The following is a 14,157-nucleotide window of genomic DNA, read 5'->3' as shown; positions in this document are numbered from 1 at the left end:
CAATGATTAAAAAGTGACGTTAAGACCAAATGAATAAATCCGTTGTTGTGGATAGAAACCATTGTTCACATTTGGCATCTCTGGATCTAAATATTTCAAATAATCCCATGTAAATAAATTGGATCCTGTTACGAACAAACGAACATTTTCGATCTTCGCTCTCTCAGTTAATGTCTTTGGCAAAGTATAACCTAACTGCACCGACTTCAAGCGTAAATAATCTCCTTTACGAATCCATGCCGAGTTCTTGTTCGCATTATGTGCTGACATACCTGTTGCTTTGTAGGAGCTTAAACGTGGAAATTCCGCATTTGGATTATCCGGTGTCCAAGAGTTCTCAACTAAGAAGTAAGGTGAGTTACCAAAACCGTAGAACGTCCTCGTGAATGGTGTATTGTCATCAACGCCAGTCGTTCCGGAAGAACCTTCATATGTTCCCGCTAGGGTCACATCCGCCAAAGCCGCACCTTGGAATAAAGCTGAAAAATCAAAACCCTTATATGCCATATCAATGTTCAATCCGAAGGTTAATTCAGGTACATTCGAACGACCAATGAAAGTCATATCCTCTGCACGAGTTAAACGGCCATCCCCATTTAAGTCTCTGAACTTAAATGAACCTGGAGCAATAATGCCTGAACTTGGAGACATCGCGTTATTCGCTTCTTCCCAGGTTTGAATCATTCCATCTACAACAAAACCAGTTTTTTCGCCAACAGAACGGCCAATGACGCTTAAATAAGAAGGAGTACCATCTGGTTCTTGATATTTCAGATATCTGTTTTTCGACCAGTTAATATTACCAGTTAGCCCTAAACGGAAGTCGCCGTAAGTATCATTATATTTAATCTGTGCGTCAAATCCGCGGTTATCCATTTCACCAATATTCGCCAAACTTGGATAATAACCGCCAATCGAAGCAGGATATAAACTACCAACGCTTCCTAAGATTCCCGTTGTATGACGGTAGAACCATTCGAAATCAAAGCCTAGCTTGTTATCTAAGAAGAAGGATTCAAAGCCTACGTTAAACATGGTTGACTCTTCCCATTTCAACGATGGATTGGGAATATTCGATGTGTAAATAGCAGTCACCGGCTTACCGTCGATCACGACAACAGGCGCCGTATTTTGAACGAATGTGGCCAAATAAGGAAATGTACCTACCTGTGCACGGTCATTACCGGATTTACCATAAGAGGTTTTCAACTTCAAATAATTGATACCCTTAAAGTCTGCAAAAAAGTCCTCATTAGAAACAACCCAACCTAAACCTACGCCTGGAAATGATTTCCAACGATTCTCCGGTGCAAAATTTGCCGATGCATCCCAACGTGCTGCTGCTTCTAACAGGTACTTGCTCTTATAAGAGTAGTTGACACGTGCAACCATACCTGCGCGAGCTTGCTCCGCATCTGAAGAACCAGTAGGCATCACATAATCTAAAGGATCTTTTGACCCGTAGTTAATTTCTTGGATGATATCAATTGGGAAATTAGCAGCCCCTGTGGAGAATAAGTTCCCCTTTTGGCCAGAGAATTCATATAGCGCTAAAACCGATAAGTTATGATCCGTAGCAATCACTTTATCATAGTTCATGCTCGCCTGAAGCGTCTTTCTATAGCTTGCAGAGTAACCCTGACGCAAAGTACTTTTTGTAATTCCTGGTAAAGTCGAAAGAGCTACATAATCTCCAGTAACCTGATCCCGACCACGTCCCATTGTTTCATATGGAGTTAACCAAGTTTTGCTTTCCTGATTAGAATAATCATATGCTGCTTGCACTTTCGCTTGTAAGCCTTCCACACGAGGAACGCGTAGGGTAACATTTGCTTGCCCTTGGAATACATTCCCATTGTATTTCTGATAACCTGAACGTTCTACCGCTGCTAATGGATTCACATAACCAGCATTGGAATTGTACGAAGTCGGCAAACCATTCGGCGCAAACATTGGCATGTTTGGTAAAGTACGAACCGCTTGATAGAATGGGTTCATATATGCTGTATTATCAGGAGAAATACCTGGCGTATTGGTAATTTGATTACGCAAGCCAACATTCAATCCAACAGATAAATAGTCTGTTAAGCGACTGTTTAAGTTCGTACGTACGTTGTAACGTTTAAAGTTCGTATTAGCGACAACACCATCTTGATCCATATGGTTAATTGCCGCGAAGTATTGTGTATTCGAATTTCCGCCGGTAATAGTCGCAGAATGATGCTGCGATTGTGAATTGTTGTCTACCAACATGCCGATCCAATCTGTATTTCCAAATAAAGGATTAGTATTCGTACCGTTACGAACGGCATCAATTAAATCCTGCGAGTAAACAAGTGCCGCTGGAGCTTGCCCTGTATTAATTAAGAAATCATTATCTACTTCAATCCCCTTATTATACCATGTCATATAATCTGGTCCATCCAGGAATTCAGGAAAACGTGTATTTTGCCCGATACTGTAAGAAAAATCATACGATACTTTAGAAGGTGACTCTTTACCAGATTTAGTCTTTACGATGATGATACCGTTCGCTGCCTGCACACCGTATGCCGCAGTAGCAACCGCATCTTTTAATACCGAAATGGATTCGATTTCATTAGGATCTAAATAAGCTAAGGTCGAAGAAGGTCTTTCCACATCATCAATGATAACTAATGGACTTCTATTAGAACCATAGGTTCCTATACCTCGAACATAAAGTGACGAGCCATCAGCTCCCGGACGACCCGACTGCTGTACAGCCGTTAATCCTGGCAAACGTCCCGCCAAAGTGTTGGTAATATTTTGCGCTGGAGTACGCTTCAGTTCGTCTCCTTTAATTTGAGCAACTGACCCTACCATCGTACCTTTCTTTTGCGTTCCGTAAGCAACAACCATCACCTCTTCTAATGCATTATCCTCTGAAGACAAGGTAATGTTGTTGTTCGTCGCGCTATTGACTAACACCTCTCTCGACTGATAGCCAAGAAACTGAACTTGAAGGGTAACTGGTAAAGCATCAACTTGAACCTCAAAAGATCCCCGTTCGTCAGACATCACTGTTTGACTCTTACCTTTTACTTTCACAGTAGCTCCGGCAATCGGAGCGTTCTGTTCATCTTTGATCAAACCGCGAACGATAGACTGCGCATAGGAAGCAGCCGTTTGCATCAGTAAGAACATAAAACAGAACATCTTAAAAATCAAAGATTTACTCTTTTTTAGATGATTCATAATTTAATTAACTAGTTTATTAAAATTGTTTGTTTTTCAAATTTCCTGCATAGTCAATCTCTTGATCGAACAAGTTCAAGACCTTATCTAAAAGAACCGCTACAGATCTTCTATTCAGCTTGCTAGCATTGTCGATGACGTCGATACCCTCTTCTTTTAGCATACTTCGAAGTGATTCCTCCGAAACATCCTTTTTCACATAATTCAACATCGTACGCAATCCTGTAAGATCAAGACTTTCTCCTGACGCATCCCAGTTATTGTTCAATGCTGGAAAATAGCTGCGAAGGCCCTGCATCAATTCATACTGACTCACCTCGCGTTCAGGATAAAACCAGGTTTGGTTAGCCCATTTGTATGGCACGCCCGTACCTTTTAGAAGTCCCGTTGCTCCAATTTTTTGTAGAATCTTAAATTGAGGATCCGTAGATGACACATCGATGTAAGGCATGATATAAGCTTTATGATCTAATAATGCAGCTTGTACATCTCTAATAGAAACCTCCGAAGGCTGTTTTCCCTGTTTAACGGACACGGCTGCTAAAGCTCCCGAAGCCTGACCGATTCCCAACACTACAGGTTGCAAACGCGTCGCACCATTCACGATATTACTGACACCAATGCTTTTCTCCGAAACAATCAAGCCATCGTAATCAGCTGGGACTAAGGAGCCCATAGGAACATTATAGGACGGGACGCGGATCTTAACGAAATCTATCTCCGGAGCATTTCCATATTTATAATGATGATGGTCGATCGTGTAATCACCCACAGCAATACCGGTCTTATAATAGGCTTCTTCTGTTTCAAATGGCGACATGATATGCTGAAGTGCAAAGAGGGATTTCGCTTTCAATCTTCTAGATTCGCGATGATAGGGAATCATTGGAAAGCCGTCTTTCGTTGGATACTCATCATACGCGATGCCTAGGTGTTTAAAGCCAAGCTCGTTCTGAATATAATAGACAAAGCGCAATGTCATTTGCTTTGCTTCTTCCAACATTTTAGCACGTTCTACTGGACTTTTTTCGATTATATTAAGGTAAATATCATTACCTTTTTTCGGCCAATTAATCATGAACTTATTATTCGGCAAGGCGCCGTAAGTAAGCATTTTATAGCAATCGTTATTATCTTTTAAGTGCGTTGCGGGATCAGACACATCACAACATCCTGCAAATTCTGATGGATCGTAGTTTTTAGGCTTCTTGATGGTTTTGTTAGCTCCTTTTCCAAAATCCTTCAACGTAATTACATATGTCAAATCCTGAACGATATCATTGCCTTCAGACAATGCAAAGCTTTCTTTTGTTAAGGTTTGGCTATCCATACCCAAGTAATAGGGAACCTTCAAAGCCGCCATTACATCCCCCAACTCTGTCGCATCAATTAATACTTTTGCTTCCACTTTGGTCGACTTACCATTGATTGCTTTAACATCCATGACCCATCCATTCGCGGTTTTGCTAGGGTTGGCCCAATGTGTTTCAAATAGCACTTTAATGTTAGGCTCTTTCGCTACCATTTCTTGAAGAATCTTGTTTCCGATTGATGGTTCGAAAAGGGTATTACTAACCCATCCAGTTTCTACAGCTTCTGCCCCACCGTAATGCTGATATAACTTCTCTCTAAATTCTCCCCATAAGCCGGAAGGCATTTTGTGATTACCATCGATCGCAGACACGCCCGCCGATGTCAACATACCGCCCAACCAAACGGTTTCCTCTACAACAACAGCCTTCACGCCCAGACGCGATGCTTGAATCGCGGCCATAGTACCACTGGCACCACCCCCGATAATTAAAACATCTGTCTTTATCTGTGAAATAAGTTGCGAATTGGACAAGAAAAGAATTAAGCACAATAAGTAAATCTTCTTCATATTGGGTTTGTTGTCTTAACTATGCGAGATCAAATGGTGCCCCCTCATAATTAGGTAGATCATATACTAGGTTACATTACGGGAACTAAATTATAAATAAAAACAACAATGACCAATATATTTTTAAAATAATTTAAAAACACATCGGTCATTATTATATTTTATACAAATAGGTAGCGCAGCAACTATTTACGTGGTTCCATCTCTTCGTTTTCATCCGGCTTGCGTAGTGGTACTAACCAACTGACGATAAATGCAGGAATCGTCGCGATTAAAACCCAAATAAAAAACTCTTTATATCCGAGATGATCGCTCAAATAACCACTGATCATCGATGGAATCATAAAGCCTAAGTTCATTAAACCACTTCCAAATGCATAATGCGCCATCTTATATTTACCGGGAGCAATATTCTGCATCATAAATAAAATCAAGCCTACAAATCCAAATCCATATCCAAAGTATTCCACAATGACTGCTCCCGCGATTAGATAAAGGTCAGTCGGCATTGCAATGGCCAGAAAAGCGTAGGCTCCAAAAGGTATATTGAAAAATGCGCAAAGTACCAATAACGTTTTTCGATTTAATCCATATTTTGCAACATAATTACCAGCTAGAATGGATCCTAAGACGAAAGCAATCGCACCGAAAACACCGTACAACAATCCAATTTCTGAAGTACTTAGGCCCAATCCCCCTTCCTCGCGCGTGGCCTTAAAAAACAGCGGGATAATCTTAATCGCCTGGCCTTCAGCAAAACGATAAAAAACGATGAATGCTAAACTAAACCAGATATATTTTTTCTGAAAGAAAGAAATAATTACATCTTTTAAAGTAGAAAACCCCTCCTTTAGCGAGCTCGTTTCCGCTGCCGGCTGTCCCGATGGAATAGCACGCATATTATAAATTCCCAAAAGTATCATGATCAAACCATAAGCGAACATCACGATCATCCAGGCATTAACAACGCCTATATTCTTTTCCAATTGCCCGGCAATATATACTAGTGCTCCTCCGGAAAATACTTTCGCAATATTATAAAAAGCTCCTTGCCAGCCTACGTATTTAGCTTGTAACGTCGCACTCAACTCATTCAGGTACACACCGTCGGCCGCCGTATCGTGGGTTGCCCCACTAATAGCGATGATGGCTAAAATTCCGATCGAAATACTGAAAAAGGCATCTAACTGTAAGGAGATCCCAACCAATCCAAACAACAAACCGGTTAAAATCTGTGTCACAAAAACAAAAAACCTCTTGGTCTTATACAACTCTAAGAAAGGACCCCAAAGCGGTTTTAATGTCCAAGGCATCATAATTAAGGATGTCCAAAAAGCGATTTTACTATCGGAAACCCCTAGGTTTTTATACATTAAGGTAGCGGCTGTCGATAAGGCAACAAATGGCAATCCCATAGCGAACCAGGTGGATGGAATCCAAATCAATGGATGCGCTTCTTTGTTGTTGAGTTGTTCTTTCACGTTAGTATAATTAAGGTTTTCGATATTTTTGGTATATTATGCAATCATTTAATTACGTAGAGCTTATTTTAAGCTATATTTATTAAATGATTTTCATGGGTAGATGTTTTATGCCCGTAGTTCATAAAATCATCCAATTATATTAAAAAAATATTAAAACCTAAAACTTGTTTTTAAAATTATTTAATAATATCAATATTTTTACTAATATCGCAGTGTATTACAAGCACCCTATAATAACAGCTAGGTAAATAAACATGACCTTAAATTTTCTAAACGAAAGACAACTCGGCGCCAATACTGGTGTAGCATATAAAAACATTAGGCTAAAAAAGCAGATCTTGTCTTATTTCGCCCAGAATGAAACGGCCACCATTGCTGAATTGAGCAAAGAGTTCAATGTAAGTATTCCAAAAATAAACGAGTGCGTCACGGAACTCATAAACGATCAGTTAGTCAAAGACTACGGCAAGACATCAGCAAGCGTAGGTAGAAAACCGAACTCCTATGGATTGGTTGCTAATGCTGCTTACTTCATCGGTGTGCAGGTAGGAACGGAAAACCTCAGTATCGCCATGATCAACTTGAAGAAAGATTTGGTCGCTAAAAAAGAGGATATCCCCTTTCAATTAGAAAACAACGAGGAATCCTTGCAGGTTATCTGTGACAACATAACGGAGTTTATCGATAAGCAACCCGTCAACAAGGAGCATATTTTGGGTATAGGTATCAACCTTTCCGGTCGAATCAATTATCGTACAGGCTATTCCTATAGTTATTTCAACTTCTATGAAGATCCGCTCTCGACCTATTTCGAAAAAGCATTGGGCATCCCTTCATACCTTGAAAATGATACAAAAGCGCTCTCCTATGCTGAGTTCTCTAGCGGAATCTTGGGTACCGAAAAAGATGCGCTATATATCAATATAGACAACGGGATTGGTCTAGGTATTATGATCAACGGGCAACTGTATTACGGTAAATCCGGATTCTCCGGCGAGTTTGGTCACATCCCGATCTTTGACAACGAGATCATCTGTAAGTGCGGAAAGAAAGGCTGTTTAGAAACTGAAGCTTCAGGCCGTGCGCTACGTATGAAAATCATAGAAGAAATCAATGCAGGAGCGACAAGCACGCTAACGAAGAAATTTAGCAACATTGAAGATATCCGATTGAACGACATTATCCTGGCAGCGAAAAAAGATGATAACCTCGCAATCGAATCCATAAATCATATAGGCGATAAATTAGGTCGTGGAATCGCGTCGCTAATCAATATATTCAATCCGGAATTGATTATCATTGGCGGCTCACTCGCTAAGTCGGGGGAATATTTAAGCTTACCGGTGAAAAATGCCATCAACAAATATTCACTTTCCATTGTAAACAGAGACACCAAAATTACCCTGTCTTCCAACGGTGAGAAATTAGCGGCCTACGGAGCCTGCTTATTATTACGCGACAGATTGCTGGAAATAACAGAGTAATATACCTTCTATGAAAAAAATCTACCTAAGCTTATTAGCAGTAGCCTGCTATGTGGGCAGTATTGCCCAAGAAACTACAGTTTTCAAATCTGGCGAAGATGGATATGCCAGCTATCGCATTCCTGCCATCATAAAAAATAAGAATGGCGACTTGATGGCGATTGCCGAAGGCCGTGTAGACCATGCCGGCGATTATGGAAACGTAGATATCGTTTGCAAAATCAGCAATGATCAAGGCAAAACCTGGGGCTCCTTGCAAGTAATTGTAGATTATGAGAACCTACAAGCCGGCAACCCTGCTGTTGTGGTCGACCTATTAAACCGCAACTTTAAGAATGGCCGTATTTTTCTTTTCTATAACACCGGAAACAACCATGAGGGGGAAGTACGAAAAGGAAAAGGATTGAGAGAAAACTGGTACATCAGTTCAAGCGATGGCGGCAAAACATGGTCGGAAGCAATCAACATCACATCATCTACGCACCGTCCAAAACAACCAGAAATCAACCCTGCCTATAACTTCAAGGAAGATTGGCGAACCTCTGCGAACACTCCAGGACATGCTTTCCAATTCGTCAGCGGTCCGAACAAAGGAAGGATATACATCGCTGCGAATCATAGTGCCGGCGCACCTGATCCACAAGGAAAAGACTGGAATGCACATGCCTTCTACTCCGACGATCATGGAAAAACATTTCAATTGAGCGAAAATATTCCGTATGCCGGATCGAATGAATCCATGGCCGCGCAGGTCGATGAAAATGAAGTCTATATGAGCTCCAGAAATCAACAGCTCAATCCAAAGTTGCGTATCGTATCGCGCTCTGTAGACGGCGGAGAAACATGGGAGTCATCAGTCACCGACCCCAACCTTCAAGACCCAATCAACCAAGCATCGGTGCTGTCCTGGAAAAAAGGTAAAAACTTTATCCTCGCACATCTCAATGCCGCCGATCAAACGCGACGTAATAACCTAACCCTGCGACTATCCAAAGACAAAGGCAAGACTTGGTATTTCAATAAAACAATCGCCAAAGCGCCGGAAAACATGAAAGGCGATTATTCCGCCTATTCAGATCTCGTATTGATCAATAAAAATCAAATCGGAATTCTATACGAAAAGAATAACTACAAAGAGATAGTCTTCGTCAAGGAAGATATTAAATAAGCTACCCACACATTTAAATAAGATTTTAATAACAGCAGATTTATCAAGTAAATCTGCTGTTTCTTTTACTGCACCATTAAAAATCCATTTGGTATTAATCATTGCTTCGAATAAAGAAAGGAATAAGTCTCGTTCGACTTAAAGCCCTTTCAAATCCCTTTCACTCCCCTTTCATAACCGTATCAAACCCGCTCCGGAAGGGCTATGATTTGGGTATGAAAAAGGAATGAATAGCGATTGATGTAAAGTAGTTGCTTTTTTGTCTGAACCAGGAAAGGAAGGATTTGAGGATTGGCAGGATCCTGTTGAAAGAAAAAAAGTGGCTGTTTCTGAACCAGGAAAGGAAGGATGCAAGGATTATCAGGATCCTGTTGAAAGAAAAAAAGCGGCTGCTTCTGAACCAGGAAAGGAAGGATGCAAGGATTATCAGGATCATGTTGAAAGAAAAAAAGTGGCTGTTTCTGAACCAGGAAAGGAAGGATGATAAAATGAACAGGATCCTGCCAATCCTTGCATCCTTCCTTTCCTGGTTCAGAAAAACGAATCCAAGCTTCAAACTAATCGAAAGATAGCAGCTAGAATGGACGCTATAGGTCTAAATACTAACTACTAAATACTAACTACTACTTAACCAATTTATTAGCATTCATCAGCTTAACCTTCTCCTCTACTTCCAAATTAATGAACTGCGAAGGTGTGATTCCATAAAAAGCTTTGAAAGTCTTGCTAAACCATTTAGGATCGGAGAATCCTACGGAATAAGCAACTTCGGCAATACTGAGTTCTTTATTTCCGAGCAGTGTGCTGGCGGTTCTCAGTCTTACGGCGTTGATCATTTCGATGATGCTGAGGCCTGTCAGTTGTTTTACTTTTCTATAGAGCACGGGTCTGCTCATACCAATCTGATTGGCGAGCTGCATGACATTGAGTTCCTCCTCAGCCAAATGCTCTTCAATAAAGCTGACTAGTTTACTGAGAAAACCCATTTCCTCATTCGCTGTTTCCTCGTCCTCTTTCTTATCCTTTAATAGATATTCTTTAACAAAATGCTTCCTGAAACTTTGCTGCGTAAAGAGTATGTTCTGGATTTTCAGCGCTAGAATTTCGATGTTTACGGGCTTGGTCAAGTAATCATCCGATCCCGCATGCATCCCGGTTTTCATATCTTCTGTAGAGGATAGCGCGGTAAGTAGAATTACGGGAATATGCGACGTAGTAGCGTTAGATTTCATCATTTTTGCGAGGCTGATGCCGTCGACATTGGGCATCATGACATCGGAAATAACAAGATCGGGCAAGTTTTCTGAAACCTGCTTCCATGCCTCTTCGCCATCTCTCGCCAGCAGCACCTGATAGTTTTTGTTCAATTGCTGATAAAGAAACTGCAAAATCTCTTCATTGTCATCGACCAACAGCACCATTTTACGCTCTTTTGAAGGAATATGCTCAGCTATTTCGATAGCCTCCTCGGTTGGCAGCGTAGGATTTTGCACTACAGCTGTTGTTTCTACATCTCCGAGCGAAGGTTGATTCTGCGGAGAGACCTGCAATATTTCCTCCGCCTTTAAATGAGCTTTCCCTAGAGGAATTCGGATGTAAAAACTGGTGTACGAAGGTTTGTCCGTTTCTTCATTTTGGCTTTCTACGTAAATCTCACCATGATGCAGCTCTACAATATCTTTCGAAAGAGAAAGACCGATTCCACTACTATATTTCTTGCTGGATAGGTTTTGATCGCCTTGATAGAAAAACTCAAAAACGGTTTCCAGTTCGTGTTTCGGAATCCCTGGACCGGAATCCGTAACACACAGTTGCAGCATCCCTTCCGGATATCTCTCCTGTGCCTCTTCTTGCGATAGCGATAATTTGATTTCCCCTCCTTCAGGTGTAAACCGCAACGCATTGGAAAGTATATTGAAGCAAACTTTCTCCATCTGATTGATATCGATCCAAACGTCCGGCAGATCGTCCTCAACTTCCAATCGAACTTCTATTTGCTTGCTTTGAAAATCATTTTTGAAGGATTCGAGCACATCCAAGATGACTGCATGGAGGTCGTATTGAGCAACCTGTAGCTTTAAGAGTCCCAATTCACTTTTCCTTACATCCAAGAGCTCATTGACGAGCAGCAACAAACGCTGTGCGTTCTTCTTCATCACACGGAGTGTTGGCTTGCTATCATGGTCGGCAGTAGTAGATAGAATCTGTTGCAAAGGACTAAGAATAAGCATCAGGGGCGTCCGCAACTCATGCGATACATTGGTAAAGAAATTCGCCTTCATTTCCGCTACTTTCTTTTCGTGGGCAGTCTCTAGATTGACCAATTCCAACTGGTATTTTAGCTCACTCTTCGATTTAATAAATTGAATGATGATGTAGAATATGCTCAGCCCCAATAACACATAAATACATATCGACCACCAGGTTAGCCACCAAGGGGGAAGAATCGTTAATTCCAACCTATTGATCTCCTGCGACCATACCGCATCATTGCTCGCTCCTTTAATCAAAAGCGTATATTTTCCTGGAGAAAGGTTGGTATAGGTTGCTGTTGGGATATTTACATAGTTCCAATCTTCCTCCAGCCCCTCTAATTTATAGGCATATTTATTCTTTTCGGGCGTAACGTAATTCAACGTTGCAAAGTCGATACTAAAAGTATTCTTGTTGTAGGGCAGCTCAAACTTTGGATTCACCGCCAATTGGAAAGGCAATAGGGTTCCGCGCTGCGGATCGATGGGTTGATTATGGATTCTTAGATCCGTGAAAGTCACCTTCGGACTGTATCCGCTGCTCCCGATTTGGCGAGGATAAAATGAGGTAATACCATGTGTCCCGCCAAACAGAATTTCACCGTCGCTGCTCTTAAACGCCGCCCCAATGGAGAATTCATTACCCAATAATCCGTCCTTCATGTTGAAAGGAGCAAACTCCCCTTTTTCCGGATTGAAGGAACAGATACCGTTATTTGTACTTATCCAAAGCTTATTGGCATCTTCCAAGATGCCGACAATATTATTCCCCGGCAGCCCTTCCTTCTGTGTATAGCGTTTGAACTGCTTCGTTTCATAGTCAAATAGGTTTAAGCCTTCTTTGGAAGTTCCCACCCACAGCCTGCCCTTGCTGTCCTCAAAGATACTGAGGATAATAGAGCCACTGATGGAATGTGCATCGCCAACCTTCGGAAAGAAAACATCAAAAGCCTCTTTACTCGCCCACTTTACATTAAGCCCGTTCTCTGTGCCGACCCATACATTTCTCCTTGAATCGATGAAGACCGTACGGACCATTTCGGAAGAAAGGTTGTAAGGAGGCCTTTTACCGGGCATATATTGCTCATAATAGCCTTTGGTACCTGCTTTCTTCAGATTTAATCCGCCCCCATAGGTTCCGATCCAAAAATTACCTTGATGGTCTTCCTTGATGCTGTAAACATTGTTACTGGACAGTGACGTCGCATCGTTGGGATCATTTTTGATATGCTCAAATCCTTGTTGATCAGGCTTCAGTATGTTCAAGCCGCCGGAATAGGTTCCTATCCATACGTTGGATTTACTATCGATAAAAATATGCTTGACATGATTATTGCTCAGCGAATTGGTTTGGCTCTGTTGATGGCTATAATGTCGGACTACCTTTTTTGAAGAATTCATATAGTCCAGCCCACCGCCTTCGGTTCCTATCCAATAACCGCCGTTCTTATCTTGTACTATGCCGCTGACAACATTGTAGGATAGACTAGCAGGACGGCCATCCTTGCTGTAATGCTGGAAAACCGGAAGATGCCGATCATAGACGCTGATGCCACCATAATAGGTTCCGATCCAGATCGAACCTCTACGGTCTTGAAATATCGGCCGAATCGAATTATCAGCAAGCGAGTTGATATCATTTTCCTTTTTGAAATAATTCCTAAAGCCCCTGCCCTCCTCATAGTAGTTCAAGCCATTGATCGTACCTATCCAATAGCCGCCTCTTTTATCTTTAATAAGGCTGCGGACGTCGTTGCTGCTCAATGTTGCGCCCTCGCTGAATCCGCTTTTCGTAGTTAGATAGGTAAAAGACTTCGATGCTTCATTGAAAACATTGATTCCTCCTTCTTTGGTGCCTATCCAGAATACGCCCGGTTTCATTTCATATACAAAGCGTACTTCGTCATTATTGAGCTGTCCTGCTTTGCGTTGAAAGCTATAGATTAGCTTATTAAGACCAGTTTCGCCGCCCGCCGAGAACACATATAATCCGCCGTTCGTACTTACCCAAAGCCTATTCTTAAGATCATGATATAGCTGCTGTATATTTCCCGCATTATTGGGAAAGGACTGATCACTGATATTTCTTCCGTTGAAAGCTAATTGTACGCTAATGTCATCATCATTGCATTGGATTCTATATAATCCCTGATTACTACTGATCCAGATGTAGCCGTTTTTATCCTCGGTAATGGCATAAATCAGAGGTTCCACAGCGGGATTACTGCCGATGGCGATACGTTTGAAATCGTCCGTATCTCTAAAATATAGATTGAGCCCTATTGCTGTGCCGACCCATAGTCGCTTTTTTGAGTCTTCAAAAAGACTGGTTATATAGCTATCCGAGAGCGACGTAGAATCTGATAAGGCGGTTCGATAAATTCTGAATTTACTAGCATCGTAACGATTAAGTCCGTCGCGGGTGCCGATCCAAATAAAGTCCTGATGGTCTTGAAGCATGGAAAAGACAGTACTTTGTGATAATCCGTCCTTCGTAGACAAGTGGAAAAAACGAGCTTCCTGCGTATGCATTTGAGCAAACGACAGGGATAGCAAAGAACAAAAGAATACCAGGGAACACAGAATCCGTCTCATACTAGGCGTATTTGGTACAACATAATAGGAATTTTCGTGCGAATTTTCAAGTTTACGTTTATCCTTAAACAAATAG

General features: G+C 41.4%; 7 protein-coding genes. 3 read left to right on the top strand and 4 right to left on the bottom strand.

Annotated elements, in window-relative coordinates; translation table 11 throughout:
• Positions 1 to 6 precede the first annotated feature (6 nt).
• From DSM08_RS06680 to DSM08_RS06670, 3 genes are all read right to left on the bottom strand, one after another.
• Entirely contained in the window at positions 7 to 3,216 is a 3,210-nt protein-coding gene (locus tag DSM08_RS06680) for a SusC/RagA family TonB-linked outer membrane protein (protein WP_149525429.1), read from the bottom strand.
• A 19-nt stretch (positions 3,217 to 3,235) separates the two neighbouring features.
• The gene (locus DSM08_RS06675; RefSeq protein ID WP_149525428.1) at positions 3,236 to 5,098 is read right to left on the bottom strand and encodes an FAD-dependent oxidoreductase; all 1,863 of its coding nucleotides are present in this window, start codon (positions 5,096 to 5,098) and stop codon (positions 3,236 to 3,238) included.
• Positions 5,099 to 5,283: 185 nt separating this feature from the next.
• Complete coding sequence (locus DSM08_RS06670) at positions 5,284 to 6,579, bottom strand: MFS transporter (RefSeq protein WP_246172503.1); 1,296 nt, start codon at positions 6,577 to 6,579, stop codon at positions 5,284 to 5,286.
• Positions 6,580 to 6,836: 257 nt separating this feature from the next.
• On the opposite strand from DSM08_RS06670, the gene DSM08_RS06665 reads away from it, so the two are divergent.
• The 3 genes from DSM08_RS06665 to DSM08_RS06655 all read left to right on the top strand — a co-directional run bounded on the left by DSM08_RS06665 (position 6,837) and on the right by DSM08_RS06655 (position 9,718).
• Complete coding sequence (locus tag DSM08_RS06665) at positions 6,837 to 8,066, top strand: ROK family transcriptional regulator (RefSeq protein WP_149525427.1); 1,230 nt, start codon at positions 6,837 to 6,839, stop codon at positions 8,064 to 8,066.
• A 10-nt stretch (positions 8,067 to 8,076) separates the two neighbouring features.
• Positions 8,077 to 9,234, top strand: coding sequence for a sialidase family protein (locus tag DSM08_RS06660; protein ID WP_149525426.1), 1,158 nt, complete (start codon positions 8,077 to 8,079; stop codon positions 9,232 to 9,234).
• Positions 9,235 to 9,493: 259 nt separating this feature from the next.
• Positions 9,494 to 9,718, top strand: a complete 225-nt coding sequence (locus tag DSM08_RS06655; protein ID WP_149525425.1) for a hypothetical protein — start codon at positions 9,494 to 9,496, stop codon at positions 9,716 to 9,718.
• A 139-nt stretch (positions 9,719 to 9,857) separates the two neighbouring features.
• On the opposite strand, the gene DSM08_RS06650 is transcribed toward DSM08_RS06655, so the two are convergent.
• Positions 9,858 to 14,018 carry a hybrid sensor histidine kinase/response regulator transcription factor gene (locus DSM08_RS06650; RefSeq protein WP_187773995.1) on the bottom strand — a complete coding sequence of 1,387 codons (4,161 nt, stop codon included), beginning with the start codon at positions 14,016 to 14,018 and terminating at the stop codon, positions 9,858 to 9,860.
• Positions 14,019 to 14,157 lie beyond the last annotated feature (139 nt).

Origin of the sequence: Sphingobacterium hotanense (assembly GCF_008274825.1) — a bacterium.
In the GTDB taxonomy this organism is placed as follows: domain Bacteria; phylum Bacteroidota; class Bacteroidia; order Sphingobacteriales; family Sphingobacteriaceae; genus Sphingobacterium; species Sphingobacterium hotanense.
The sequence above is the reverse complement of the archived record's forward strand: the minus strand, read 5'-3'. Positions and strand labels throughout refer to the sequence as shown.

Excerpts from the sequence above, each read along its gene's own strand:
- DSM08_RS06680 (WP_149525429.1), bottom strand. The coding sequence starts at position 3,216 with ATGAATCATCTAAAAAAGAGTAAATCTTTGATTTTTAAGATGTTCTGT.
- DSM08_RS06675 (WP_149525428.1), bottom strand. The coding sequence starts at position 5,098 with ATGAAGAAGATTTACTTATTGTGCTTAATTCTTTTCTTGTCCAATTCG.
- DSM08_RS06665 (WP_149525427.1), top strand. The coding sequence starts at position 6,837 with ATGACCTTAAATTTTCTAAACGAAAGACAACTCGGCGCCAATACTGGT.
- DSM08_RS06660 (WP_149525426.1), top strand. The coding sequence starts at position 8,077 with ATGAAAAAAATCTACCTAAGCTTATTAGCAGTAGCCTGCTATGTGGGC.
- DSM08_RS06650 (WP_187773995.1), bottom strand. The coding sequence starts at position 14,018 with ATGCATACGCAGGAAGCTCGTTTTTTCCACTTGTCTACGAAGGACGGA.